Annotated in this window: 21 protein-coding genes, 1 rRNA gene and 2 pseudogenes; 14 read left to right on the top strand and 10 right to left on the bottom strand. The window is 38.0% G+C overall.

What is annotated here, in order from left to right:
- The 3 genes from G9371_RS17505 to G9371_RS17495 all read right to left on the bottom strand — a co-directional run.
- Nucleotides 1–152, bottom strand: a 16S ribosomal RNA gene (locus G9371_RS17505); the annotation flags it as partial.
- Between the two features lie 391 nt (nt 153–543).
- On the bottom strand, nt 544–1101 hold the full coding sequence (locus tag G9371_RS17500) for a peptidylprolyl isomerase (RefSeq protein WP_000735167.1): 558 nt from the start codon (nt 1099–1101) through the stop codon (nt 544–546).
- 143 nt (nt 1102–1244) lie between these two features.
- Nucleotides 1245–2315, bottom strand: coding sequence for an alpha/beta hydrolase (locus tag G9371_RS17495; protein ID WP_000123594.1), 1071 nt, complete (start codon nt 2313–2315; stop codon nt 1245–1247).
- 210 nt (nt 2316–2525) lie between these two features.
- On the opposite strand from G9371_RS17495, the gene G9371_RS17490 reads away from it, so the two are divergent.
- Nucleotides 2526–2852 carry a hypothetical protein gene (locus G9371_RS17490; protein WP_001274778.1) on the top strand — a complete coding sequence of 109 codons (327 nt, stop codon included), beginning with the start codon at nt 2526–2528 and terminating at the stop codon, nt 2850–2852.
- A 175-nt stretch (nt 2853–3027) separates the two neighbouring features.
- On the opposite strand, the gene G9371_RS17485 is transcribed toward G9371_RS17490, so the two are convergent.
- Both G9371_RS17485 and G9371_RS17480 read right to left on the bottom strand, forming a co-directional pair.
- A complete protein-coding gene (locus G9371_RS17485; protein ID WP_000733015.1) occupies nt 3028–3258 on the bottom strand; it encodes a hypothetical protein in 231 nt (76 codons plus the stop codon).
- A 391-nt stretch (nt 3259–3649) separates the two neighbouring features.
- Nucleotides 3650–4516 carry an MBL fold metallo-hydrolase gene (locus G9371_RS17480; RefSeq protein ID WP_000765234.1) on the bottom strand — a complete coding sequence of 289 codons (867 nt, stop codon included), beginning with the start codon at nt 4514–4516 and terminating at the stop codon, nt 3650–3652.
- 107 nt (nt 4517–4623) lie between these two features.
- On the opposite strand from G9371_RS17480, the pseudogene G9371_RS17475 reads away from it, so the two are divergent.
- From G9371_RS17475 to G9371_RS17450, 6 genes and pseudogenes are all read left to right on the top strand, one after another.
- Nucleotides 4624–5552, top strand: a pseudogene (locus G9371_RS17475) (LysR family transcriptional regulator).
- 128 nt (nt 5553–5680) lie between these two features.
- The gene (grpE, locus tag G9371_RS17470) at nt 5681–6235 is read left to right on the top strand and encodes a nucleotide exchange factor GrpE (protein ID WP_001262789.1); all 555 of its coding nucleotides are present in this window, start codon (nt 5681–5683) and stop codon (nt 6233–6235) included.
- A gap of 153 nt (nt 6236–6388) precedes the next feature.
- Nucleotides 6389–8329: a molecular chaperone DnaK gene (gene dnaK / locus G9371_RS17465; protein WP_029424029.1), complete on the top strand. Its 1941-nt coding sequence runs from the start codon at nt 6389–6391 to the stop codon at nt 8327–8329.
- Between the two features lie 329 nt (nt 8330–8658).
- Nucleotides 8659–9576, top strand: a complete 918-nt coding sequence (locus G9371_RS17460) for a matrixin family metalloprotease (protein ID WP_029423856.1) — start codon at nt 8659–8661, stop codon at nt 9574–9576.
- A gap of 81 nt (nt 9577–9657) precedes the next feature.
- The gene (locus G9371_RS17455; protein ID WP_263855826.1) at nt 9658–10668 is read left to right on the top strand and encodes a M57 family metalloprotease; all 1011 of its coding nucleotides are present in this window, start codon (nt 9658–9660) and stop codon (nt 10666–10668) included.
- A gap of 101 nt (nt 10669–10769) precedes the next feature.
- Entirely contained in the window at nt 10770–11156 is a 387-nt protein-coding gene (locus G9371_RS17450; protein WP_001985173.1) for a hypothetical protein, read from the top strand.
- A 49-nt stretch (nt 11157–11205) separates the two neighbouring features.
- Here the strand turns inward: G9371_RS17450 and G9371_RS17445 are convergent, their stop codons facing one another.
- From G9371_RS17445 to G9371_RS17430, 4 genes and pseudogenes are all read right to left on the bottom strand, one after another.
- Complete coding sequence (locus G9371_RS17445; protein WP_001252443.1) at nt 11206–12498, bottom strand: lytic murein transglycosylase; 1293 nt, start codon at nt 12496–12498, stop codon at nt 11206–11208.
- 687 nt (nt 12499–13185) lie between these two features.
- Nucleotides 13186–14307, bottom strand: a complete 1122-nt coding sequence (locus G9371_RS17440) for a 5-(carboxyamino)imidazole ribonucleotide synthase (protein ID WP_000361793.1) — start codon at nt 14305–14307, stop codon at nt 13186–13188.
- Nucleotides 14308–14316: 9 nt separating this feature from the next.
- Complete coding sequence (gene purE, locus G9371_RS17435; RefSeq protein WP_000994663.1) at nt 14317–14829, bottom strand: 5-(carboxyamino)imidazole ribonucleotide mutase; 513 nt, start codon at nt 14827–14829, stop codon at nt 14317–14319.
- A 183-nt stretch (nt 14830–15012) separates the two neighbouring features.
- Nucleotides 15013–15375 (bottom strand): annotated as a pseudogene (locus G9371_RS17430) (DMT family protein).
- 241 nt (nt 15376–15616) lie between these two features.
- Here G9371_RS17430 and mpl point away from each other — a divergent pair.
- Nucleotides 15617–16990 carry a UDP-N-acetylmuramate:L-alanyl-gamma-D-glutamyl-meso-diaminopimelate ligase gene (gene mpl / locus G9371_RS17425; RefSeq protein ID WP_029423855.1) on the top strand — a complete coding sequence of 458 codons (1374 nt, stop codon included), beginning with the start codon at nt 15617–15619 and terminating at the stop codon, nt 16988–16990.
- A gap of 70 nt (nt 16991–17060) precedes the next feature.
- Here mpl and G9371_RS17420 read toward each other — a convergent pair whose 3' ends face one another.
- Entirely contained in the window at nt 17061–18311 is a 1251-nt protein-coding gene (locus G9371_RS17420; RefSeq protein WP_032050176.1) for a low temperature requirement protein A, read from the bottom strand.
- A gap of 135 nt (nt 18312–18446) precedes the next feature.
- Here G9371_RS17420 and G9371_RS17415 point away from each other — a divergent pair, with 135 nt between their 5' ends.
- The 6 genes from G9371_RS17415 (at nt 18447) to guaD (ending at nt 24782) form a co-directional block, all read left to right on the top strand.
- Complete coding sequence (locus tag G9371_RS17415) at nt 18447–19043, top strand: undecaprenyl-diphosphatase (protein ID WP_000051335.1); 597 nt, start codon at nt 18447–18449, stop codon at nt 19041–19043.
- 318 nt (nt 19044–19361) lie between these two features.
- Nucleotides 19362–20318 carry a TerC family protein gene (locus G9371_RS17410; RefSeq protein WP_000447698.1) on the top strand — a complete coding sequence of 319 codons (957 nt, stop codon included), beginning with the start codon at nt 19362–19364 and terminating at the stop codon, nt 20316–20318.
- A gap of 188 nt (nt 20319–20506) precedes the next feature.
- Complete coding sequence (locus tag G9371_RS17405; protein WP_001256727.1) at nt 20507–20872, top strand: hypothetical protein; 366 nt, start codon at nt 20507–20509, stop codon at nt 20870–20872.
- Nucleotides 20873–20893: 21 nt separating this feature from the next.
- Nucleotides 20894–22054: a glutathionylspermidine synthase family protein gene (locus tag G9371_RS17400; protein WP_029423853.1), complete on the top strand. Its 1161-nt coding sequence runs from the start codon at nt 20894–20896 to the stop codon at nt 22052–22054.
- Between the two features lie 290 nt (nt 22055–22344).
- Nucleotides 22345–23400 carry an aromatic ring-hydroxylating oxygenase subunit alpha gene (locus tag G9371_RS17395; protein WP_029423852.1) on the top strand — a complete coding sequence of 352 codons (1056 nt, stop codon included), beginning with the start codon at nt 22345–22347 and terminating at the stop codon, nt 23398–23400.
- Nucleotides 23401–23456: 56 nt separating this feature from the next.
- Nucleotides 23457–24782, top strand: a complete 1326-nt coding sequence (gene guaD / locus G9371_RS17390; RefSeq protein ID WP_029423851.1) for a guanine deaminase — start codon at nt 23457–23459, stop codon at nt 24780–24782.
- Nucleotides 24783–24853 lie beyond the last annotated feature (71 nt).

Genomic DNA, 24853 nt, shown 5'->3' with positions numbered 1-24853 from the left:
GAGATGTTGTCCCCCACTAATAGGCAGATTCCTAAGCATTACTCACCCGTCCGCCGCTAGGTCCGGTAGCAAGCTACTTTCCCCCGCTCGACTTGCATGTGTTAAGCCTGCCGCCAGCGTTCAATCTGAGCCATGATCAAACTCTTCAGTTAAAATCATTTTGTACCTTATTTAAAGACAAGGTACCAATTCTGGCTCATCAATTACTGACTTAAATTTCGCTCAAATAAACTTCGAGTAATTTAAACCAATCAATCAATGAAAATTATTTCGATTAATCAATCAGTAAAAATCCACACAAGTTGTTCTTCAATTCTCTTAATGATTTTTCTGCTCCTCATCAGAGACAGAATTCAACGCAATACAAAATCTTCATCTTAACCCTGTAAGCTAAGATATTCTCGTGTATCGCGTCGGGATGAGTGCATTATAGGGAAAAAAAACCGGTACGCAAGCACTTTTATAAATATGCGCACTCGACCGGTTCTTTTTCAGCCAAATAAAATTTTAAAAATAATTAAATCACTGATTTATATGACTAATTTATTTTTGAGAATTTTTAATTTTTATATCTACTATCTTTATAGGTTGTTTTGGTACGTTTTGATGCATGCCATAGTTTGATGTAGGAGCCTGAACAATACGGTCAACTACATCCATTCCTTTGACCACTTTACCAAAAACGGCATATCCGGGATTTCCTGGTGAACGGTTAAGAAAGTTATTGTCTGCAACGTTTATAAAAAACTGGCTAGTTGCTGAATCAGGATTTGAAGTACGGGCCATCGCCAAAGTACCTCGTGTATTTGCAATACCATTTCCCGCTTCGTTTTTAATAGGTGCTCGTGTTGTCTTTTCCTGCATGTTCGCAGTCATTCCGCCACCTTGAGCCATAAATCCTGGAATGACACGGTGAAAGATGGTCTCTTTATAAAAACCAGATTTTATATAGCCTTTAAAGTTATTCACACTCATTGGTGCTTTATCATCGTATAACTCTATTTCGATGTTGCCTAAATTTGTTTGCATCTCAACTAAGGTATTCGCCCATACTGAGTGACTACTTACTCCTAAACACAACAACATCAGTAATTTTTTCATATTGCCCTACAACAACTTTATAAATAATTAACCGTTAAATCTAATCGCCTACGGCAAACAATTCTAGTAAGTATTTATTAATAGCTTTATATAGCTTTTATATTAATCCACGTTCCACGTGAAACATGGATTAATCAGCTTACTTAACTATTTTTATCCCAAAACTTTCTAAAGTTTTTACTAATTTCGATTGTATAACGTTTTGCTTTTCTAGAAATCGGAGTCAGGTTAATAAAGCCATGAGTCTGATCCGGAAATTCTTCATAATGCATTTTCACACCATTTTGTCTTAACTTATGGCTATATATTTTAGCTTCATCATGTAAGACATCATGCCCCGCTGTAATCACAAAAGCGGGCGGGTTTTTCTTTAGATTGCCATAGGTAGGTGAAATTATTGGATCATCAAGTTCTACATTATGATGAGTTGCATAATACTGTGTGACATAGTCAATATCAGTATTTGTTAAGACTAACCCTTCGTTATAAGCATAAAATGAAGGATGTCTACTTTTGAAGTCGACTGTAGGATAAATCAATAATTGTGCCTGCGGAGCATAAGCTTTATTTACTGATCTTTGCGCTACAACAGTACTAATATTTCCGCCAGCACTATCCCCTGCGACAGCAATTCTACTTTTTAATATTTTTAATTGTCTGCGGTTTTGATAAACCCAAGCTAATGCATCTTCACACGATTGAATTAAATGTTGTGGTGAAACTTCAGGTGCTAAAGGATAGTCGATACTGAGCACCTGTACTTTTGCATATTTTGCTAATAAGCGACAAACCTCATCATGAGTATCTAAACCACCTACAACAAAACCACCTCCATGATAAAACACGATTAAGGGCAGTTTTTTATTAGGGGCAGGATGATAATGCCTAGCAAAGATAGTTCCGCTTTGTAGGGGTAAGCGAATATCTTCTACTAACTCAATATCAGTTGGTTTTTGGCGTATGGCCTGCATTTGTGCATCGAATGCTCTTCTTGATTCAAGTGGGTCTGAACCAATAAATCCCACTCTCCCCTGTTTAATTTGCACAGCCATCATGCATTTCGTAAATGAATCGAGATCTGGATATTGATAAGAGTATCCTAAAATTTTAGCGAGAGACTCTTGAGCTAGTCGAGGTAACCTATCAAGTGCTCGAGCAGCAGGACCTTGCCCCTTATCTAGCAATGTTTGAATTTTTTGATTAAATGCTGTCATGCCTGTCTCCTTGAATCCCTCTTATCCTTCATATTTTCTACAGAATTCTTTGTTGTTTGACTATATTCGCATACAACTCATGCAATCAAGATACAAAGGTAAAAACCAATCTACGCTAATCTGATTTATAGCAAATGTCATTAACAAATCTGTCGTTTAAAACAGGACTTTTTTGCCAATTATTGTTAACAGACAAAAAGAGGTACTGCTATGTCAGCAAAACTAGTTGTTACTTTGTTAGCAACCAGTCTTTTAACTGTAGGCTGTGTTGCTTATACAGATGATCCTTATTATCGCGGTGGTTATGGTTACCATGATCATGATGACGATCGTTATGACCGTAACGATGGACGTCGATATAGTGAGTGGGAACGCAAACGTTGGGAAGAGCGTAAAAGATTATATGAACAACAACGCAAAGATATTCGTGAACAGCAAAAGGACCGTCGTGAATGGGAAAAACGACACCGTGAATGGGAGAAGAAACGCTTAGAAGACCGAGATCATGATCATAGAGATTATCGTCATGATGACTAAACATACTACTTCTATATAAAAAGCCCCAAAGCAATAAGTCTCTTGGGGCTTTTTTTTGAGGAATATAAATTCTCTCTAATTTATAGAAAAATGAGTAGCAGCTCATTTCATATATGTATCGGCATCTTGAACATATATGTTCTATAAACTCATATCTCTTATTTTTAGCAGCAAATTACTGAGCAGTTGCAGAACCTGAAACTGAACCAGAAGCGCCAGCATCAACTTGACCTGGTTGAGCTTGACCAGAAACACCTGCATCTACACCAACACCAGCTTGTACGCCAGATGGGCTAGCACTTGTTTGAGCAGAACCAGAAGCGTTTAAACCAGCTTCGGATGCACAACCAACAGCTGTAAATGCAACACCAGCAAGTACTACAGAGATAAGACCTAATTTTTTCATGATAGCTTTCCTTTCATTACGACAAACATTTAAATGCAAAGTTCATCTTCGCGCTGCCTATAATTCACAATTTTTTTTCTCAACGTGCGTATCATTGGTTGTCTTTTGTAGTAATAGCGGTACAAATTCTGCAATTTTTTATTAAAATTACTTTCTTAAATTAACTATATTATTTTATAAATGAAACTATAGATAAGCACTTGTTTAATTTTATCAATTTTTTATTTTTTCTCTATTTGACAGATATATTCAAAATATTTCCCTTTATAGAAACGCAATACAAGTTGCGTAGATTGTTACAGAGCTTTTTGACTTTTAAAATCGATTTCTCTGTAAAAAAAGCCGTGAATTGTCACGGCTTCTTGAAAGTTAATATGGCTTAAACGCTAGATTATGGCCACTGCATTTCACCTTTTACTACTTTAGCACCGAGCTCTAAGCTATCAACACTTTGAAGCGTTGGGTATTGCTTCTGCATGAGCTTGCTCAGCTCAGTAGCATTTTTAGTTGCTTTAGCTGCTTTTTCATAACTATTTAAATAGCTAATTGAAAAGTTAACAGCATCTAAACCTTGTGGAGCTCCCTCAACCATATGAGCAGGTACAACAATTTTAGGTTGTAGTGCTTTGATGCTTTCTAAAGATTGAATGACTTCCACACGATCTTTGGTTTTAGGAGTATCTGCCATCCATAAATGAATACCTGAAGATACCGGAATACCCCCCACGACTGCTTTTGCAGAAGGAACCCATAAATAAGTAAGCTCTTTTTTACCTTTAATCTCGATTGACTCATTCTCAAGTTTTAAAGTTTTAGCAGTGTAAGCTTGAGGCACAATAATTTGGCTAGGTGCATTTGCACCCATTTGTGGCCCCCAATATTTAACTTTAAGCGCTTGAGTATCCTGAATATGCTTTACTGTTTCCGGCGTAGCAATGATCTGTACATTCGGGAAATACTGTTTAAATACATCTAAGCCGAAATAATAATCCGGGTCACCATAGCTTACGAAAATAGTTTTTAATGTTTTACCGCTATCGAGAATATTTGCAGCAATACGTAATGCTTCAGATTTTGAGAATTGTGCATTAACCAGTAAAACTTCTTTGTCGCCTTCTATTAAGGTTGAGGTGACACCAAAGTGCTCTGGTTTAGCCAGAAAACTCTGAATTTTCAGATCTTGAGCAAGAGCTGACTGAGCCATAGTTAATGCCGTAGCAGTAGCAAGTGCGGAAGCGGATAATTTAAATAATTTCATTAGGTATTCTCCTGTTTCATGAAGAACACTTTAAATTGCAATTTATGTAAGATAAACGCACTAATTTAAGATAAACTGTTGCATATATTGTAATAATAGCTAGACATATGGATACTTTAAAAGCCATTCAGGTCTTTGTTTCTATTGCACAACACGGTAATTTAACTAAAGCCGCAGAGCATCTTAATTATTCTCGTGCAATGGTTTCGCGTTATCTTGAGCACCTTGAACATACGTTCTCAACTCGACTATTTCAGAGAAATACCCGAAAAATATCTCTTACACCCGCAGGTGAAAAAGCCCTGCTCTACTGCGAAAATATTTTACAGCAGCAACAACTTTTACAAGAACTCGCAGCACCTGAACAACACAACGGTACAATCCGTTTTACATGCGGATTATTTCTATTTGAACTTGGGGTTGCGGAATGTATTCGGCAATTTAAGAGACAGCATCCTCATATTCAGTTTGATGTGTACCTGACTGAAAGCACGATGGATCTTATAGATGCACAAGTGGACTTGGCACTACGCATTACTCAAAAAGTCGCAGATGGTTTAATTGCACGGCCAGTTTGTCAAATTGAATCCGTTTTCTGTGCTCATCCTGATTATTTAAAACAGCACAGCCCCCTACTCCATCCTCGTCAACTCATTCAACACGAATGTATTGCACATCATAGCCAGCATCAATTCTGGACACTTTTTGATAATGAACAACAACCTCAAAACTATCCTCTAAATGTCACTTTTAAAAGTAATGATGTGAATGCACTTTACGATATGTGCTTACATGCACAGGGAGTTGCAATGTTGCCTACATTATTAGTTGAGAAAGATTTAAAAGAAAAACGCTTAAAAGCTTTATTTAAAAATTTTACGGCTCCGGAGTTAAGCTTGTCGGTCGTGTATGCTTCTAGACAACATTTACCCCGAATTACTCAAGAATTTATAGCTTTTATGATCGAAAATTTAGATTTTTACTTAAAACCGCAAAATTAAAAGCTTTAAATTGCCGTGTACGCTTGAATTTTTAGGCAATGCCCATACTTCATCCCTATTAATGAATTACAGCATATGCATGGCAGTTCAGGTTTTACACAGTAAATACTGATGCCAAAAAGGACTGTACATGTTTAAAAACCCATTTAAACGGAGATCATCAATGGCTAATGAGCAAAACGAGCAAGCTCAAGACATTCAAAATGAGCAAGTTGAGCAATCTAACGAGCAAACTCAGGCTGAAGGTGTAGAGCAAGCAAACGACGTTACCGTTGAATCTTTACAAGCGCAAATCACTAAACTAGAAGAAAATCTTAAGCTTGAAAAAGCTCGTACTGCCAATGCAGTTTACGAAGCACAAAAAAGTGTAGAGCGTATTCAGCGTGAGTCTGAAAAGCATAAAGAGACTGTGCTTGAGAAATTTGCAAAAGAATTGTTGGACTCTGTCGACAATTTAGAACGCGCAATTCAGGCAGCTGGCGATGAAGAAACGCCTGTACTTGAAGGTGTTAAGTTAACCTTAAAGTCACTTTTAACGACTCTTGAGAAATTTGGCGTTGTAGAAGCTGATACTCAAAATGGTTTCAACGCAGATTTACACCAAGCTGTTGGCATTGATCCAAATGCAAAAGCAAATGAAATCGGTACCGTTTTACAAAAAGGCTATACCTTAAATGGCCGCTTATTGCGCCCTGCTATGGTTATGGTTGGTCAATAAAATGAGCAAAAGCAAAGCATCTCTTTGCTAAAAGCCCAAGAATTTGAGAGTTTTTTGATTTTTTTTCATAAAAATGCTTGAAAAAAACCGATTGACTCTCATATCGAATAACAAGCAAAAACATTGCAACAGAATTTTAGAGGAACACACCAAATGGCAAAAATTATTGGTATTGACTTAGGTACTACCAACTCATGTGTTGCTGTACTTGAAGGCGATAAAGTAAAAGTAATCGAAAACGCAGAAGGCGCACGTACAACTCCATCGATCATTGCATATAAAGATGGCGAGATCTTAGTGGGCCAAAGCGCTAAGCGTCAGGCAGTAACAAACCCTAAAAATACATTATTCGCGATCAAGCGTTTAATTGGTCGTCGTTATGAAGATCAAGCAGTACAAAAAGACATCGGTCTTGTACCTTATAAAATCATCAAAGCAGACAACGGTGATGCTTGGGTTGAAGTAAACGATAAAAAACTAGCACCTCAACAGATCTCTGCTGAAATCTTGAAAAAGATGAAAAAAACTGCAGAAGATTATTTAGGTGAAACAGTAACTGAAGCGGTAATTACCGTTCCTGCTTACTTTAACGATGCTCAACGTCAAGCAACTAAAGATGCGGGTAAAATCGCTGGTTTAGATGTTAAACGTATCATTAACGAACCAACTGCTGCTGCACTTGCGTTCGGTATGGACAAAAAAGAAGGCGACCGTAAAGTTGCAGTTTACGACTTAGGTGGTGGTACATTCGACGTATCTATCATTGAAATCGCGGACCTTGATGGTGACCAACAAATTGAAGTGTTATCAACTAACGGTGATACTTTCCTTGGTGGTGAAGACTTCGATAACGCGTTAATTGAATACTTGGTTGAAGAATTCAAGAAAGAACAAAACGTAAACTTGAAAAACGATCCACTTGCGTTACAACGTTTGAAAGAAGCTGCTGAAAAAGCAAAAATCGAGCTTTCTTCTTCGAATGCAACTGAAATCAACCTTCCATACATCACTGCTGATGCGACTGGTCCTAAACACTTAGTGATCAACGTAACTCGTGCAAAACTTGAAGGTTTAGTTGGTGATTTAGTTGCTCGTACTATCGAACCTTGTAAGATTGCTCTTAAAGATGCTGGTCTTTCGACTTCTGACATCTCTGACGTCATCTTAGTTGGTGGTCAGTCTCGTATGCCACTTGTACAACAAAAAGTACAAGAATTCTTCGGTAGAGAGCCACGTAAAGACGTGAACCCTGACGAAGCAGTTGCAATCGGTGCTGCAATTCAAGGTGCTGTATTGTCTGGTGACAAGAACGACGTATTGCTTCTTGACGTAACACCTTTAACTTTAGGTATTGAAACAATGGGTGGTGTATTAACACCAATTATTGAGAAAAACACAACGATTCCTGCGAAGAAATCACAAGTGTTCTCTACTGCTGCTGATAACCAACCAGCGGTAGATATTTCAGTTTACCAAGGTGAACGTAAGATGGCCCAACAAAACAAATTGTTGGGTAACTTCCAGTTAGGTGACATCCCACCTGCTCCACGTGGTGTGCCACAAATTGAAGTATCTTTCGATATTAACGCTGACGGTATCTTGAAAGTGTCTGCAAAAGACAAGAGCACTGGTAAAGAGCAATCGATCCAGATTAAGGCAAACTCAGGTTTATCTGATGCTGAAATCGAAGCGATGATTAAAGATGCAGAAGCAAATGCTGAAGAAGACCGTAAGTTTGAAGAACTTGCAAAAGCTCGTAACGAAGCTGATGCATTAATTTCAAGCTCAAACAAAGCTGTTAAAGATCTTGGTGACAAAGTAACTGAAGATGAAAAAACAGCGGTAAATACAGCAGTTTCTGAACTTGAAGCAGCAACAAAAGAAAATGATGTTGAAGCAATCAAAGCGAAAACAGAAGCTTTACAAAACATCTTAATGCCGATCACTCAACGTGCTTATGAACAAGCGCAACAAGCTGGCGGTGCTGAAGGTTTCGACCCAAATGCATTCCAAGGTGGTGATGCTGGTCAACAAAAAGCAGACGATGGCGTTGTAGATGCTGAGTTCACTGAAGTAAAAGATGACAAAAAATAATTTGTCTCTTTAAAAAAGACCGCGCGAAGGCGCGGTTTTTTATTATTTACAAAAAGTAACAATAATATTTTTATATATTTCCATGAACTTAATAGGCATAATAGTCAATTATAAAAATTAACTATTTATTATTTATAGATATTTTAAAAAATTAAAATCACTGTTATGAAATCCATTAATTTTTCCATTAATGCCAAACACATGTATTTATTTATTCTCTTTCTTTAGCAAGTTCACAAAACAATCGCTATCTCTGGTCATTTTTATCACTTTGACGAATAAGGATTACATCCTAACAATAAGAATTTATTTATATTTTTATTTTTGCCATGAAAAAATTTCTATGGTGGGGAATAAGTTTATACTTCAGTATAAGCTTACAGGTAGCTGCTTTTGCTCAAAGCAATTTATCAAATATTTCTTTTAATCAGCCTTTAAAATATAGGATTGATTATATAGATCCACGTTTTGAATTAACGAAAGAACAATTTATTCAAATTGGTAAAGAAGCAGCTGAAATTTGGCAAAAAGAAACTGGGAAAACCTATTTTATTTATGATTCTCAAGCAGAGCTTACTATTAATTTAGTATTGGACAACCAACAAGCTACTCAAAATGAAAGAAAAAATAGTATAAATGAGCTATTAAAGCAGCAGGAAGAATGGAAAGAGAAAAATAAAGCTATTCTTTTATTTAAACAACAAATTGATCAGGAAACCTCTCTTTTGAATAAAGAAAAAGAGAATCTCAAGTGTAAATTCGAACAATATCAAAAAGATGTATCTCTTTTTAATCAAGGAAACTATGGGCAATTTACTCAAAGCAGTTTGAACAAACGCCAAGCTGAGTTAAGCCAGCTTTCGTTAGAATTACAAACAAAGTTTTCTCAACATAGCAATAAAATAGAAATGCTTAATAGACAAATTAAGCAAATAAATCAACAACAAAACCTGCTTAATCAATCTATTGAGCAATTTAATTTGAGCACGACTTCTGGCTCAAAGACTTTTCATAAAGGCTTGTTTAGTCAAAACCAAATTCAGATTTATGGCTTTACTTCATTCGATGATCTGCGCCTAACACTTGCTCATGAGTTTGGACATGCATTAGGTTTAAAACACACCGATGATCCTAAATCTTTGATGTACCCTCTTTTAAGAGAGCAAGATATTCATAACTTCAAATTAACAAATTCAGATTTAGATCTATTGGCAACATTATATGGTTCAAATGACGAAAATCATTAAAACTAACTGATTAAATAAACTAAATAAAATAAAAACTATTCAATTTTTACTAAAAAATAATTTGGCATTTGGTAAAAAATAATGAGACGAAAGTCTCATTATTTTGTCGAAATTGTATATTTTTTGATTGATTTTTCATTTTATATTCTTATAATGCGTTTTTTTTCAAATCTCCCCCCTTTGATTATGCGTTTAACTTCTTTGTTATTAGGCATGGCCTTTGCTTTTTCTAATTTTCAGGCTAATGCTAATCTTGCGACTCCCCTACACACCCAAGTTCAGCAAAAAAATGTTCAACATTTGACATATAAAATTGCTGAAGTTGACCCTCGTTTTGGTTTAAGTCAAGAGCAATTAATCCAGATTACACAGCAAGCTGCTGATATTTGGAAAGAAGGTACAGGTAAAAATTACTTTACTTATGACCCAAATGCAAAGTTAGAAATTCGTCTTGTATACGATGACAGCCAAAATCGTTCAGCAGAGCGTCAAAAAATCGCTTCTCAGTTCAAACAAGACCAACAACGTGTAATTGATGAGCAACAACAAATTAAACAGTTGAAGCAGAATTTAAGTCAAACTCAATCGGATCTTGAAAATAAAAAACAGATCTTAAATGAGAAATTGAAGAATTTTGATCAACAGATGATGCAGTTTAAGGAAGGAAAATTAGCACCTGAATACACTGCAAAATCACTTTCGAAAACTCAGAAAGATTTACAAAAACAGACAGTTGCTTTAAAGAAAGATATCGCTGCTTATAATCAGCAAGCTGCAGATTTAAATAAAAAGGTTACTCACTTTAACCAGATTAATGATGAATTCAATCAATCATTAAATCAGTTTAAGCAAAATGCCCAAGCTGATGTATTTAAGAAAGGTATTTATAACGGTAAACAAATCATGATCTATGAATATAGTTCTATTGATGATTTACGTTTAACGATTGCTCATGAATTAGGCCATGCACTTGGCTTAAAACATAGTGATCAACCGGGTGCTTTAATGTACTCAGTTCGAAAAGATAGCGATAAAAAAAGTAATATTTTAACTGATGCTGATCGTGATCTATTAAGCGCTTTACCTCAATAATTAGATACTGAACTCATACGATGTATCTATTTTATAAATAGATATATCGAAATTCATGTCAAAGTCATGTTATTGTGGTTGTAAGAGCCGTCTAAAATAGAATGGAGATCAAGATGAGTTATTATCATATCCTGATTGAAGTAAATGATCATATTAGTACGATTGAGCAAACTCGAGATATCGAACTATTTGATATTATTGAACTTAAACCTTACCTTCATTCTATTTTATTACCTTACTTCAATGAGCAAGAAATTGAGCTTGAAGATGAAAATATTGAATATAAAGATATTTTACATCTGGAAGTTAAGCAGACATTATTGCCTATCGAGCACCTAATTGAAGAAGAACAAAAGCAGCTACCAAGTGATACAGATGTCACAATTACTGCTTATGAAATCTTTAATGACCGTGATTTAAGCCAAGATGTTACCTCAGTTATTTTTGATATATTGGAAGCAGTTAAACTAGATCAATCTATAGTTTAGCTGTTTAATAAAAAAGGTCTGCATATGCAGACCTTTTTTATTTAATATTTTATTGCATCATTTTTCGTGCTTGTTCTTGGCGGAATGCACGTAAAATTTGTTGCCCTGCCCGTCCTGTTGGATTTAAACCTAAACGGGTTTGCTCCTGACGAATAGCAACACGGGTTTTATCGCCAATCAATCCATCAACAGCACCAATATCATAACCACGATTAATCAAAAATTGCTGAATTTCGCGACGCTCTGCACGTGAAGTACCAGGATCATCAGTTGGCCAAGAGCTAACAAATGGACCTGCTCCTCTTAAGCGATCAGACAAATGTGCAATTGCCAGCCCGTAACTTTCCGCAGCGTTGTAACTATAAATAGCATCAAAATTCTTAAATACTAAAAATACTGGTCCACTTGGTCCTGCTGGAGCCATTAAACCGGCTGGCGTACTACCAGACAAAGGACCTTGTATTAGTGGCGAACCATCAATCCGTGTTACTCCTCGCGCACTCCAACTGCTTAATGGTTTTTTCGAGCGTCGTCCTTCTCCATCAATTGACATGCTTGCTGGAATTTGAACTTCAAAACCCCAAGGCATACCCGTCTGCCAACCTGCTTTATTCAAGAAATTAGCCGTTGATGCCAATGCATCTGCAGTACTCGATACTAAATCGCGTCGGCCATCTCCATCAAAATCAACCGCTAAGCGTTCATAAGTTGATGGCATAAATTGAGTATGACCAAATGCTCCTGCCCATGAACCTTTAAGTTGATCTTCAGTTAAGTCACCACGCTGTAAAATACGCATTGTGGCAAAAAACTCGGTACGGAAATAACTTTGCCGGCGCCCTTCACAACTTAAAGTACCAAGCGCTTGTAATAAAGGATATTTTCCAGAGATATCACCAAAATTACTTTCAACGCCCCATACTGCCACAATGGTTTCAGCAGGCACACCATACACTTGAGAAGCACGATTTAAAACATCACGGTGTTGTGCAAGTTTTTGTTTTCCAAGTGCAACACGTTCTTCATCCACCAGACCAGACAAATAATCCCAAATCGGTGTCGAAAACTCTGGTTGGTAATTTAACTTATCAATCACCGAGTAATCTGGTGTTAAATTTTGCGTATAGCGATCATAAGTGCTACCTGAAACACCAGCAGCAATAGCCTGTGAACGTAAATTTGCCAAACAGCTCTGGAAATTATTATTAGGCGTATAAGTATCACTATTCGTTACTGGAACAGTCGCATTACTAGATATTGTAGAACCATTAATTACCAGCTCTGCTTGAGCCTGGGTCATCGCCAAAAATACAGACCCAACAATACAAGAAAAACGTCGCATATTATCCTAGTTCAATTTTTAAATTTAAATTTGTAAGTACCATACCATTATGGACTCAAATTTTTCAGAGAGAAATCGTAAATTTGAATTCATAATTACTTCTTTAAATTCATTTTCGGAGTTTTAAATTCAAATTTCCCCTCTATTTTTGAATTTAAAACTTTCCTCACAAGATGAATTAATTTTTAAATTCAAAATCTGCCCTCTAATTTAAATTCAAAAACTTCATTTTAAATTTAAAAATCCAAACCCAATCCACTTGTGGATAACTCATAAAACCACACATCTAAACTGCCTCACACACTATATTCTTTATGCTTTTCATAACTCTTGTGAAGTACAAGCCCTTGGCTACTCATGAATATACGTTTTAAATTTAAAAGTCAGGCACAATTTTAAATTCAAAATATCATTCAGACGACATACATCTTTTTAAATTCAAAACAAACACAAGCCGGAGTACCAGATTTAAATTCAAACTTTAAGTATTGGGGATAACTTATTTTAAATTCAAAAACTCTCAAAACAACTTATTTCATTTTTAAATTCAAAATTAGGACCCATATTTAAATTCAAAAGCTCAACAAAAGTTATCCACAGTGAACAAATAACAGGATTTTAATATTTTTTAAATTTAAAAGACAAAAAAAGCGATCCGAAGATCGCTTTTTAGAAAATTTAACTTATTTAAATGATCATATCATCTGTTAAAGCGAGTGGTTCTGGCAAAATTTTCGCTAACTGACGGCATAAATTCGTCAATTCATTACTATCCACAGGCATTAACGTAATGTGGCCTAACTTACGGCCAGCACGTTCCGATTTGTTATAAAGGTGCAGATGAGCGCCATTTAGTGCTAAAACATCTTCAGTTTTAGGATGCTGACCAATAATATTGATCATAACCGTTGGTCGAACAACGTCTGTTGAACCTAATGGTAGCCCTGCAACAGCTCGTATATGGTTTTCAAACTGTGAACATACGGCTCCTTCAATTGACCAGTGACCTGAGTTATGCACACGTGGTGCCATCTCATTTGCACACAAGCCTTGTTCTGTCACAAATAGCTCGAGAGTTAGCACACCGACATAGTTAAGATGATTCAACAAACGCGTAATGTAGTCTTGAGCAACAGGTTGTAGAGCTTCACTATTCGGTGCAGGTACGATTGAGTGAGACAAAATACCGTTGTGATGGTGGTTTTCAGCCAATGGCCAAGTCTTCACTTCACCATTTTGACCACGTACTGCAATAATCGAAACTTCGCGAGAAAATTTCACAAAACTTTCAGCCACTAAGCTTTTTGCAGGACCAAGCTCTGCCCAAGCTGTATCAATTTGGTCTTCTGAACGAAGTACAAACTGACCTTTCCCATCATATCCACCAGTTGCAGTCTTAAGTACAATTGGTAAACCAAGCTCAGCAACAGCTTTTTTCAAGCTTTCTAGGCTATCTACAGCACGATACGGCGCAACAGGAATCTCAAGTTCATCAAACAATGCTTTTTCTGACAAACGATTTTGCGCAGTTGCTAAAGCAATACGGGGAGGGTGCAGTGTTTTAGTTTGTGTTAACACATCTACATCTGCAACAGGCGTATTTTCAAACTCAAGACTGAAAACATCAGCGCTTTCAATAAACTGCTTTAAACCTTGTTCATCTTGACTAGAAAAAACTTGGCCTAAAACACCTGCTGGACAATCTGTATTTGCTTCAAAAAAAGTACATTGAATATTTAATGGTAACGCTGCTTGCGCCATCATACGGCCCAATTGCCCACCACCAAAAATACCGATAGTTTTATCCATTTCAGCCTCTTAAACCTGTCCCGGAATATTGTTGCTTGCAACTTTATCAGTTTGTGCAGCACGGAAATCTGCAACATTTTTTGCGATTTCAGGACGAGTTAAACCTAAGATTTGAGCAGCCATAATCGCAGCATTGGTCGCACCAGCCGGACCAATTGCCAAAGTACCTACAGCGATACCTGCTGGCATTTGTACAATTGAAAGTAATGAATCTACGCCATTTAAAATTGATGATTTAACTGGTACACCCAACACAGGTAAATCAGTTTTTGCCGCACACATACCTGGTAAATGCGCAGCTCCACCAGCGCCTGCAATAATCACTTGAATACCACGATCACGCGCAGTTTCTGCATATTCAAACAAACGGTCCGGAGTACGGTGAGCAGATACCACTTCCGCTTCAAATGGGACACCAAGTTGTTTAAGCATATTGGCAGTATGTTCAAGCGTTGCCCAATCGGACTGGGAACCCATGATAATTCCGACTAAAGGTTGGGTATCTGTTGCGACCGCGTTCATTGGCATTTCCAAAGCGTAAAAATGGTAAAAACTCGACTTGTACCAAGCCAAGCATGAGAGAAAAAGATGAGGCCAATATTATAGCTGTTTTTTCACTCACCCCAAAGCCCAAGTTTATGTGGAAAAAGCATGATTCCGATGGATTTAACAACGATCTGTCTGAAAACCCAATTTCATATAATTTTACTGGCTTCTAAATACAAAATAGACACAACCAAACAGGCATAACATAGCCCAAACATAGTCTAGTTTGAACGGCTGCTTAAATAGCAACACCATAAATGGAACAAATACAATAAGCGAGACAACTTCTTGGGTAATTTTCATTTCACCCAAAGTCCAACCTTAGTCACTCAAGAGTCGAGTTGCCGGAATCATAAAACTATATTCAAGCAGGGCAATAGTCCAACCGAATAAAATCGCTTGCCAAAATGGTGCGTGGTGCAAAAACTTAAGATGCCCATACCATGCAAGTGTCATAAAACAGTTAGAAATAATTAACAGAACGAAAGCTAAAACCGTTGGGCTCAAAGGCACATCCTTCATCATCACGATGATGTAAGTATTAATATGGATCGAAAATATTATAAAAGATAAAACTGTAATTCAGCTTAAATCTAAAAAATAAAGCTGTACTTTTATGAACGCCTCAAACACATAGAACAACAACGAATTTTGACTATCTTTTCCAGTTGAGCCTTGCTATCGTTGCTGGCAAATTTATCAATAATGAAAACACAGTAATTCACATTCATACTGTGTACAAAAGCAGTGGAGAAGGCGAGCAATGCATCTGCATATCTTGGGTATTTGTGGCACTTTTATGGGCTCTTTAGCACTTTTAGCTCGTGATTTAGGACATAAGGTAACAGGTTCCGATTCAAACGTTTACCCGCCAATGTCTACCCAGTTAGAAAATGCAGGTATTGAACTCATGCAGGGCTATGACCGTAGTCATTTACAGCCTCATCCGGACTTGGTTATTGTCGGCAATGCCATGAAACGTGGTATAGATGCTGTCGAATACATGCTAAATGAAGGTCTGCCATATATTTCTGGTCCACAGTTCCTTGCTGATCACGTTTTACAAGGTAAACATGTGCTTGGTGTGGCGGGTACTCACGGGAAAACAACTACGACAACCATGCTCGCTTGGGTACTTGATCAGGCGGGTTTAAACCCAGGCTTTTTAATTGGCGGTGTTCCACTTGGTTTTAGTGAAAGCGCTCGTTTAGGCGGTGGCAAATACTTTGTGGTTGAAGCCGACGAATATGACTCAGCTTTCTTCGATAAACGTTCTAAGTTTGTTCATTATCATCCAAAAACGGCGATTTTAAATAACCTTGAATTTGACCATGCCGATATTTTTGATGACCTAGCAGCGATTCAAAAGCAATTCCATCATCTGGTTCGTACTATTCCAAGTGAAGGCCGTATTATTGCGCCAATTACTGAAACACATATTGATGAAGTACTTGAAATGGGCTGCTGGACACCAGTGATTCGTACAAGTTTAAAAGCAAATGAAAAAGCAGCTTTGTCTGCTGAATTAATTTCAATTGATGGCAGCCATTTTAAAGTACTCGAAAATGGCAATGTTGTTGGCGAAGTGAAATGGAGCATGACAGGGCAGCATAGCGTAGCGAATGCATTGGCAACGATTGCAGCCGCTCAGCATGTAGGCGTTTCGCTTGAAAAGGCATGTGAAGCTTTGTCTAACTTTGGCGGTGTAAAACGCCGTATGGAGTTACTCGGCACGATCAATGGTATTGAGGTTTATGATGACTTCGCTCACCACCCCACAGCAATCGACACGACTTTAGATGGCGCACGTAAACGTTTAGGCGAACGTCGTTTATGGGCCATTATTGAGCCACGTTCAAATACTATGCGCATGGGTAGCCATAAAGATGGCTTGGCACATTCTGCACGTTTAGCAGATGAAGTGATCTGGTATCAGCCAGAAGGCCTAGATTGGGATTTACAACCTGTGATTGAAGCCGCGACTAACCATGCTCAAGTGAGCCGTTCACTTGATGAAATTATTGAACGTATTGTCAATGAAGCAGGTGAGGGTGATGCCGTTGTAATTATGTCGAATGGTGGTTTTGGTGGCTTACATCAAAAACTTATGAGCGCATTAAAAGCAAAAGCTGCTTAACTTTCGCTCCAGATGATTCAATAAAAAACGGGTTTCAAATTGAAACCCGTTTTTTTAGTTTAATTATTTTTTAAACCCGTTTTGGCTCTATATTTTCCATAAATTTGTTCGAGATGAATAAACGTAACGCATAGACAATACCCATCGCAAACACGCTATATCCCACGTTATTACAAATAAACGGAATACATAAAATAATGAGTGCAGTAATAGGATAAAACCATTTAGTAATTCCAGATAAGCACTGAAACTCGTAAAGTATCCATATGCAGCTGGTATAAAGCACCACACTCACCGCGACAATTACCCCCATGTATAAATCAGAAATATGGGCATGGTGGGTGGTGACATCCACAGCAGCAGCAAGCGCAGCACCTACGGCAGCAACACTCACAAAAACAAAATAATGGCCATATCCCCAAACAAACGGACGTACACCTTTAACATGATGATGCTGTTCACTGCGGTCAAAGTAAGCCCACCACATTGCAAACATCAACATTAATCCGCCAATCATTAAAAAAACAGCCGGAATATTAATAGATTGAGCCGCAAGCGCATCACGAATGGCATTGAAGCTACCTACGATGGATTCCCCTAAAACGATAATAGTAAGAAGGGCATAGCGCTCTACAATATGATGAGGATGCCACGGCGTAGGCGAATATTTTTCTGCATAGATAGGAACAAATAACTCGACCACAACCAGAAGTAAAAATAAAGGAATAGAAAGGGCATGAGCAAAGTTAGCAACAAGCCAGCCAATTTGCACCAATACGATACCTATGGCATAACGATACGCTGTAATTCGCCGTTCAGGATCATGTTTTGCGGCTCTCAGCCATTGGGTGACTAAAGCCAAACGCATAATCACATAGCCGACAATAATGATGTCAAAATCCTGACTATGGAACACATCAGGAATACCTGCGGCCATGACCAATGACCCTACAATCTGTACAAAGGTAAGGCAGCGATACAAAGCATCATCGTTATCGTAAGCCGAGGCAAACCATGAAAAATTCATCCATGCCCACCACAGCGCAAAAAATACCATCAGGTAACTTGGTAATGCATGCCATAGATGATTTTCAATAATTGCATGATGTAGCTGCTGACCAGCTGTTGCAATCGCGACCACAAAAATTAAATCGAATAATAATTCGAGGGGAGTTGCTGCTCTATGCGGCTGTTCTGGATCTCTTGGAGATAGGGGCCTCAAACTTAATTTTTTCTGTTTTTCTTGAGTAGTCATAAAATAACGTTCTCGAATAAAGTGCCAACACGTTAACACTTTAATATTAACGCTCCGAACACGCATTAAAAATTATCTAGCCTTACTGTCTATTATTTACTCACAAATAAACTATATTTCATTTTTGTGACAATTCTTTATCAAGACCTTAAGCTTAATTCTTTATCATAGCTCACGTTTTTGTTCTTGTTTGGAATATGAATGTCTTTAGAAACACTCAACCTTAGCTTATTCCATGTCATTAATGGGGCTCAGGATGCGAGTCAATTTATCATTCGTCTTGCTATCTTTTTTGCTAATGATCTCCTCTATATTCTTTTATTCATACTTACTTTTTTATGGTTTTATGGCGATCAAGATTTAAAAAATAGGGTCATTAAATCTGTCTTTTTAACCTGTGTATCGCTTTTAGTCGGTTACGTTATTTCTCTGTTTTACCATCACCCAAGACCGTTTGTGATGGGTGTGGGCACCACCTTTATTGAACATGCGCCAACAGCGTCTTTTCCAAGTAATCATATGCTAATTTTTAGCACCATTGCCCTGTCTTATTTGTTTGCTCAGCGCAAAATAATTGGAATTATTCTTTTATTTTTGTCATTTGTGGTGGCGTGGTCACGTATTTATTTAGGTGTGCATTTCCCTTTAGATATGTTGGGTGCTTTTATTGTCGCGTTACTAGTCAACACAGCCGGTTATTACTTCTGGAATGTTTATGGTACGCCTTTAACAGCATTCTTTATTCACCTTTACCAGATTATATGCAAACCGCTTTTAGACCGTGGTTTGATTAAATAACCTCTAGAGCTTTTATGTAGTAAAACCACCACATGAAGTTCAGTTGCGTAATACAAAAAAATCTGCCATTCTATGTGGACTTGGATATGTTTTATCCAAAACAGAATTTAGTTTGACAAGGGGAGTAGCCTCCTCCAAACATAACAGCAATGTTATGTGTCAGATATCGTCAATACACTTTTATTAAAAAGTCGGTATCTGAGCATCGTGAAATTCATGGTGTAGGCAAGACCTTGATCATGTTGATACAGATGTTTAATTCATCTGGCAACTGGTCGAGGTTTTTTTATGCCCAATTGCCGGATGTATGGAGGATTTATGGAAACAATCGGCAATTTATGGCTGTACGTAGCATTCTTTGGCATAGTCATTGTCATGCTTCTGATTGACTTCTTGGGCTTTAAGCAAAAACAAGGTCAAGATGTCTCAATTAAGCAAGCTGCTTACTGGAGCGTGGCGTGGGTAAGCGTTGCAGCCTTATTTGGTGGTGGTTTATGGCTTTACCTACAACAAACAGTTGGGGTGACCTTAGCAAACCAAAAAACTATGGAATACTTTGCAGGTTACTTACTCGAAAAGTCCCTCGCAATTGACAACGTTTTCGTCTGGTTAATGATTTTCGCAGCGTTTGCTATACCGGCTGCGCTACAACGTAAAATTTTGCTCTACGGCGTATTAGGCGCAATCGTACTGCGTACCCTCTTTATTTTTATTGGTGCATGGTTCGTTCAAGAGTTTTCTTGGGTACTTTATATCTTCGGCGCGTTCTTGGTATATACAGGCTTTAAGTTCTTAAAAGGCCAAGAAGAAGAAACCAATATTGAAGATATCAAGCTTTTAAAATGGTTACGTAACCATATGCGTATTACGCCACAGCTTGAAGGTGACAAATTTTTTGTACGCCAAAACGGTTTATTATGGGCAACACCGTTATTTCTAGTTTTGATTTTGGTTGAAGCTTCAGACGTGATTTTCGCAGTAGATTCTATTCCTGCTATTTTCGCGGTAACTAGCGACCCGTTTATTGTTTTAACGGCGAACTTAATGGCAATTTTAGGTTTACGCGCAATGTTCTTTTTACTTGCTGGCGCTGCGACTAAATTGCATTACTTGCCATACGGCTTAGGCATTATCTTATTGTTCATTGGTGCAAAAATGTTGTTGCTTGATGTATTCCACATGCCAATCTGGATCTCATTAAGCTTTATCGTCATAGTGTTAGCAATCACTGCTTACCTCTCTTTACGACACAACAAAAAGCAATTGCAGTCCTAATTCATCACAACAAGGCATCTACATGTAAGATGCCTTGTTATCTAAATCTTCAAAAGAGACTGTACTTTAAAAAAACAGGTTAATATCATATGCCAACCTAAAATTTATCTTTCCTAATCAGAAACATAATAGATAATAGCTAATCGGTATTTTATGCCGAATATATTTATTAAAATGTGTGGAGTCTCATGCGTTCTAAAAAAATTAATCTTGTCGTTGTCCCACTATTACTCACGGCATGTAGCCATAATGATGGTCCTTTAGTACAAGACGTATATAACAACCAATATGACTGTGCTCGCGACTGGAATAATGAAACATGTAAACAAGAAAATAGCTCAAGTGGACATGGGTCTAGCTATGTTGGAAGCCGCTATTTAGGGCCTGCGTATTATCAAAATAATCGGGAAGTTTCTTATCACGGAAATACTTTGCATCCTTACAGCAATTTGAGTGTAGGTCGCCCCATTATTTCAAGTACGGCGAAAAGCGCGTCTTCTTCATCCCCAATACGTGGGGGGTTTGGTCGTAGCGGTTTCTCTTTCGGCGGCTAAGTCTTTAGGCATTCACTTAATATGAAAAGAAAAATATTTACTCCACGACCAGACTGGCAAGTGGAGCATCAAAATATTGGTTTTGATTATTTTAATTTACCTTCTCTCGATGGCTCAATTTACTGGTCTGAAGGGGTTGCGTATGAGTTTACCCTTAAACAGATTGAACAACTCGAAGATGCGGCAAATGAACTGCATCAGATGTGTTTATCGGTAGTAGGAGACCTCATTCAACGAGGAAACTATCCTACTTACTTTCAAATTCCAGAAACAGCCATAAACCATATTGAACATTCATGGAAACAAAATGCTCCCATGCTGTATGGCCGCTTTGATTTCGCTTACGATGGGCGAAATATCAAAATGCTGGAATATAACGCCGACACACCGACTGGTTTACTTGAAGCTTCTGTCGCGCAGTGGCTGTGGATAGAACAAGTCTCGGGCATTGCAAACCGAGACCAATTCAATAGCATTCATGAAGATCTGATTAAACGCTGGAAGACAATTTTACCGCGTGGTAGCCATGTGCATTTTGCTGCCTGTCAGGAAGCTGGAAGGGAAGACTGGGGCAATCTCGAGTATTTGATGGATACCGCTTACCAAGCTCATCTACAAGTTTCCGAGCTTTCTATGGAGAACATAGGTTGGAACGGGCAAGATTTTGTTGATCTCCATAATCAGCCCATTCAAAACATATTTAAACTTTATCCATGGGAATGGATCTGGGAAGAAGCATTTTCTCAATATATCCACCCACAAACACAGTGGATTGAACCTTGCTGGAAAATGCTACTTTCAAATAAAGCGATTCTGGTTGAGCTTTGGAAGTGTTATCCCAATCATCCATTATTGGTCGAAACCCATACCTATGACTCGCAACAAAGTTTGTCTGGCAAATGGGTGAAAAAGCCGATTTTGGCAAGGGAAGGGGCCAATATTCGGGTTTTACAAGACGGCCATGACCAAGGCGCGGCTTCTGGTAGCTTTTATTTTGATGACTATGACAAATATGGTTATGTCGTACAGAAATGGGTAGACACCCCATTATTTTCAGGACAACTACCTACTCTTGGTTTATGGATGGTTGGACATCAATGTGCAGGCATGTCTATTCGTGAAGATTGTTATGACATCATTGGTAATGATGCCCACTTTGCAGCACATTATTTTGTCGAGTAATAAGCGAATAGAGATTTAAAAAAGCACTGTTTAGGTGCTTTTTTATTGTGCCTTCGACGCAGTCAATCAGTGCATTTTAAATATATAGCGAATAATCAATGTTGGCTTTTAAAGCTAAATTAGAACAAAAATTCAAAAATATAATGATTTAACTCCATGTATTTTAAAATTTTTATTCTGGTTTACTTTCTTAAAATTCAATATTGGCAAGCTCTTTGCATCTCCAAAAAAGAAAAAAGCCTAGATTTTAGGGGCTCGTCAGAGCCCTAATTTTTTTAAGGAGTAATGCAATGAATGCTATTCCAACTTTAACTCCCCTTGCCATGCCGTGTAACAGCAGTTTTGAAGCAAAAGATTGGGAAATTTTATCGAGCCATTGGTATCCCGTCGCACGTATTCAAGATGTCTCCAATGCGCCTCAACGAGTCACACTACTAGACGTCAATATGGCCCTCTATAAAACAAAAAGTGGTGAAATTCATCTAGTCCGAGACATTTGTCCACATCGTGGCGTGCCTTTAACCAAAGGTTGGGTGGATGGTGAGGAGATTGTTTGTCCTTATCACGGTCTACGCTATAACACCGAAGGGAAATGTACCCAAATACCAGCTCAGCCCGAACTGACTAAAATTTCTGATCGTTTTTCTCTAATCAAATTTCCGGTTGTGCAAAGATACGGCCTCATTTGGACCAGTATTCATGGTCGTGATATTGATAAAGCCAATATTCCTGTATTAGATACTTGGGATGATGCAGAACATCAAGCGATTTTGCCACCTTTTGTAGATATTGGTGGTTCTAGTGGTCGTCAGCTTGAAGGGTTTATCGATGTCGCTCATTTTGCATGGGTGCATCACAACGCCTTTGCGAATCGTGATAACCCTGTCGTCCCTAAATATCACACTGAACGTACCAACTATGGCTTAAAAACGGTCTATATCAGCAATGTCAGTAATTATCCGCATGAACTAAAACATCTCGAACCAGAAGGCTTTTTGTGGAAGCGTACTTTTGAGGTTTATCCGCCATTTTCTGCCGTGCTTACTGTCGATTTTCCAGAAAGTGGGATCTTAAAAATTTTAAATGCCTGTTGTCCTATCTCAAGTAATAAAACCCGTTTATTTGTTCCACTCACACGTAACTTTGACCAAACAGGTGATTTAGAAAAAGTATATGCATTTAATGCGCAAATTTTTGCCGAAGACCAAGACATGGTCGAATCACAAAAACCAGAAGAACTACCGCTCGATCTAATGATGGAAGCACATTTTGAAGCAGACCGTTCATCAACGACTTATCGACGGATTTTGGCTGAATGGGGACTAAGTAAACGTTATACCGTTTAAATCTTGGCTAACTGGGGTACAATCAATCGAAAAAAGTGAAAATATATAGGCTTTCCATGTCATTGATCGCAAATACCACCGTTGTGCGTGGTCGTTTTTTAGATATTCAACAAACTGTCTCTGAGCCAGCTGATATTCCAAATCAAGTACGTTATTTGGAAGATGGTGTATTGATTAGTGAACATGGAAAGATCAAATGGTTTGGTGCATGGGAAGATGCTCAACAGCATCTACCTGCTGGAGTTGAGGTTCAACATTATCCAGAACAATTGATTGTACCCGGCTTTATTGATACCCATATTCACTTTCCGCAAACCGAAATGGTGGGAGCTTACGGCGAACAACTTTTAAGCTGGCTTAATACTTATACTTTCCCAACTGAAATCCAGTTTCAAGACAAAACATATGCAAGCGAAATTGCCCAGTTCTTTGTTCAGGAACTCTTAAAACACGGTACAACCACGGCCCTCGTTTTCTGTACAGTTCATCCCGTGTCTGTTGATGCCTTATTTGAAGCCGCAGAGCGCGTTCAGATGCGTTTAATTGCCGGCAAGGTACTTATGGACCGTAATGCTCCGGAAGCGCTGTGTGACACGCCAGAAACGGCTTACAGCGACACTAAAGCACTCATTGAAAAATGGCATGGTAAGGGCCGTGCTCTGTATGCGATTACGCCACGATTTGCGCCGACTTCTACACCTGAGCAATTAGAAAGAGCAGGGCAGTTAAAACAAGAATTTCCGGATGTGTATGTCCATACGCATTTAAGTGAAAACAAAGATGAAATTGCTTGGGTGAAATCTTTATTTCCGGAACAAGCGGGCTATTTAGATGTTTATCAACATTATGGCCTGACTGGTAAGCGTTCTGTGTTTGCGCATTGCGTTCACTTAGAAGATGAAGAATGGCAATGTATGCATGATACGCAATCGGCTATCGCATTTTGCCCAACTTCAAACCTGTTCTTAGGCAGTGGTTTATTTCCATTGAAAAAAACTTGGGAAAAACAAGTGAAAGTAGGCTTAGGGACAGATATTGGGGCTGGCACATCGTTTAGCTTACTGCAAACTGTTAACGAGGCTTATAAGGTTCAGCAATTACAAGGTGATAAACTCTCAGCTTATGAAGCGCTTTATCATGCAACCCTAGGCGGAGCAAAAGCACTCGATTTGCAGGATCAGTTAGGTAACTTCAACGTCGGTAAAGAAGCAGACTTTGTGGTACTAAACTTAAAGCCAACAGCATTACAGGAACTTCGCCAGTCTAAATCTAAATCTGTTGAAGATTCACTGTTTGCATTATTCACTTTAGGTGATGACCGTAATATTGAGGCGACTTATATTTATGGAAACCGTGCTTATCAAAAAGAAACAGCCAAATAAAAAAGGCATTGTTAAGTTTTTGTTATTATTTGGAATATGTGCTATTGCGTTAAAGCGTGATCGACATATTC

This window comes from Acinetobacter sp. EKM10A (assembly GCF_011075215.1).
Lineage (GTDB): Bacteria > Pseudomonadota > Gammaproteobacteria > Pseudomonadales > Moraxellaceae > Acinetobacter > Acinetobacter baumannii.
This window is presented reverse-complemented; position numbering and strand designations above follow the sequence as displayed.

Coding starts and splice junctions, on each gene's coding strand:
- G9371_RS17445 (WP_001252443.1), bottom strand. CDS start 12,498: ATGCGACGTTTTTCTTGTATTGTTGGGTCTGTATTTTTGGCGATGACC.
- purE (WP_000994663.1), bottom strand. CDS start 14,829: ATGAACGCGGTCGCAACAGATACCCAACCTTTAGTCGGAATTATCATG.
- grpE (WP_001262789.1), top strand. CDS start 5,681: ATGGCTAATGAGCAAAACGAGCAAGCTCAAGACATTCAAAATGAGCAA.
- G9371_RS17400 (WP_029423853.1), top strand. CDS start 20,894: ATGAAAAGAAAAATATTTACTCCACGACCAGACTGGCAAGTGGAGCAT.
- G9371_RS17450 (WP_001985173.1), top strand. CDS start 10,770: ATGGAGATCAAGATGAGTTATTATCATATCCTGATTGAAGTAAATGAT.
- dnaK (WP_029424029.1), top strand. CDS start 6,389: ATGGCAAAAATTATTGGTATTGACTTAGGTACTACCAACTCATGTGTT.
- G9371_RS17500 (WP_000735167.1), bottom strand. CDS start 1,101: ATGAAAAAATTACTGATGTTGTTGTGTTTAGGAGTAAGTAGTCACTCA.
- G9371_RS17495 (WP_000123594.1), bottom strand. CDS start 2,315: ATGACAGCATTTAATCAAAAAATTCAAACATTGCTAGATAAGGGGCAA.
- G9371_RS17440 (WP_000361793.1), bottom strand. CDS start 14,307: ATGGATAAAACTATCGGTATTTTTGGTGGTGGGCAATTGGGCCGTATG.
- G9371_RS17460 (WP_029423856.1), top strand. CDS start 8,659: ATGAAAAAATTTCTATGGTGGGGAATAAGTTTATACTTCAGTATAAGC.
- G9371_RS17410 (WP_000447698.1), top strand. CDS start 19,362: ATGGAAACAATCGGCAATTTATGGCTGTACGTAGCATTCTTTGGCATA.
- G9371_RS17405 (WP_001256727.1), top strand. CDS start 20,507: ATGCGTTCTAAAAAAATTAATCTTGTCGTTGTCCCACTATTACTCACG.
- G9371_RS17420 (WP_032050176.1), bottom strand. CDS start 18,311: ATGCGTGTTCGGAGCGTTAATATTAAAGTGTTAACGTGTTGGCACTTT.
- G9371_RS17395 (WP_029423852.1), top strand. CDS start 22,345: ATGAATGCTATTCCAACTTTAACTCCCCTTGCCATGCCGTGTAACAGC.
- G9371_RS17480 (WP_000765234.1), bottom strand. CDS start 4,516: ATGAAATTATTTAAATTATCCGCTTCCGCACTTGCTACTGCTACGGCA.
- G9371_RS17485 (WP_000733015.1), bottom strand. CDS start 3,258: ATGAAAAAATTAGGTCTTATCTCTGTAGTACTTGCTGGTGTTGCATTT.
- G9371_RS17490 (WP_001274778.1), top strand. CDS start 2,526: ATGTCAGCAAAACTAGTTGTTACTTTGTTAGCAACCAGTCTTTTAACT.
- G9371_RS17455 (WP_263855826.1), top strand. CDS start 9,658: ATGAGACGAAAGTCTCATTATTTTGTCGAAATTGTATATTTTTTGATT.
- G9371_RS17415 (WP_000051335.1), top strand. CDS start 18,447: ATGTCTTTAGAAACACTCAACCTTAGCTTATTCCATGTCATTAATGGG.
- guaD (WP_029423851.1), top strand. CDS start 23,457: ATGTCATTGATCGCAAATACCACCGTTGTGCGTGGTCGTTTTTTAGAT.
- mpl (WP_029423855.1), top strand. CDS start 15,617: ATGCATCTGCATATCTTGGGTATTTGTGGCACTTTTATGGGCTCTTTA.